This is a genomic window from Streptomyces sp. KR55, from assembly GCF_052245645.1.
Classification (GTDB): Bacteria; Actinomycetota; Actinomycetes; order Streptomycetales; family Streptomycetaceae; genus Streptomyces; species Streptomyces flavusporus.
The window spans coordinates 1-1,409 of sequence record NZ_JBQQCE010000896.1 but is presented as its reverse complement, the minus strand read 5'-3'; the positions used below and the strand labels follow the sequence as shown (position 1 = coordinate 1,409).

General features: G+C 69.9%; 1 protein-coding gene and 1 pseudogene. Both read left to right on the top strand.

Going from position 1 to position 1,409, the window contains the following annotated elements; all coding sequences use genetic code 11:
• Nucleotides 1–856: pseudogene (locus tag ACTWQJ_RS51345) on the top strand (ATP-binding protein); the annotation flags it as partial.
• A 117-nt stretch (nt 857–973) separates the two neighbouring features.
• Nucleotides 974–1,285: a hypothetical protein gene (locus tag ACTWQJ_RS51340; RefSeq protein ID WP_443313195.1), complete on the top strand. Its 312-nt coding sequence runs from the start codon at nt 974–976 to the stop codon at nt 1,283–1,285.
• The last annotated feature ends 124 nt before the right edge of the window (nt 1,286–1,409 follow it).

Below are 1,409 nucleotides of genomic sequence, written 5' to 3'. Positions count from 1 at the left end.
GGACCGCCGGCGCCGCGAGGAAGCCGAGTTGGACGCCGCCTACGCCGACGCGCACGCGTCCATCCTGGCCTCCCTGTTCGATCTGCTCGCCGACGTGCTGCGCGCCCTGCCCGACGTGCAGCTGGCCGAGCGTCCCCGCATGGCCGACTTCGCGCGCGTCCTGGCCGCCGTCGACAAGGTGCAGGGCTGGAACACCCTCGACAGCTACAAGGCCACCGCCCGCGACGCCGTCGCCGATGTTCTCGACGGCGAGCCGTTCGCCCAGGCCGTCGTCGCCCTCGTCGACCGCGCGGGCGCCGACGGACTCACCCTGACCACCTCCGAGTTGCTGGAGCGGGTACCCGCCCCGGACAAGCTGCCGCGGAAGTGGCCGAAGGACGCGACCCGCGCCGGCGGGCAGTTGAAGCGGCTCGCCCCGGTGCTGCGGACCATCGGCATCGAGGTGGACGACAGCAAGCGCACCCCGGACGCCAAACGCAAGCGCCTGTACCACCTGACCGCACTTCCAGAGAGAAGGTACGAAACAGCGTCCGCAGCGTCCGCAACAGGCCAGGACACGGGGTCTGACCAGGGCAAACAGGGTGGACGCTGGGGGGTGGACGCTAGCGTCCGCAACCCGGGGGCACCGGACGCTGCGGACGCTGCACCGGACGCTGCCCGCTCCGCAGCGTCCGGCGTCCTCACCCTGCCTGACCGGCGCGAACATCAGCGTGCGGACGCTGCGGACGCTGCGGACGCTGAAATGCACCCACTCTCTACTGACGCCCGACCCAAGACTCCGTGCGCACACTGCACCCGCCCTCAGTGGAACGCCGAAGGATCACCCCTCTGCCTCGACTGCCGCACCGCCGCCTGACGACTCGTCGTCGCAGGTCAGCGAGTTTTTCGAGAGATCATCTTCTCAACCCCGCGCCCAGCTTTCATTTTTCTCCCCCCGGCCCGAATGCCACCCGCGATCATGGAGGAGTACGCCATGCATGACGACGACCGCAGCCACGACTACGCCCCGGGCCTGTTCGAGATGCCTGCCGATGAGTGGACCGACCGTCAGTTGGCCGCCGGCCTGGCGGTGCTCGGTGAGCGGCTCGCCGAGTGCCCCGACGACATGCGGCCTCGGCTGACGGAGTTGGCGGCCGTGCTCGCCGAGGAGCGCGACCGGCGCACGCCGCTGTACCGGGCGGTGGAGGATGCGATGTGCCCGGTACAGGTGGCCATGCCCGCGCGGGTGTTGCGGTCGCCGTCTGAGCGTCGCGCAGACCGGCGTGAGCAGCGTCGCCGCGGGTAAACTACGGGTGTAGTCGGAGACCGGCTGAGCGGCACTTGAGCCCCGGGTCTCCATCCAACTCTGTGGATGGAGACCCTCATGGGTGTTCTGGAACGTCTTCGCGCACGGCGCGAGCAGCTGCTGA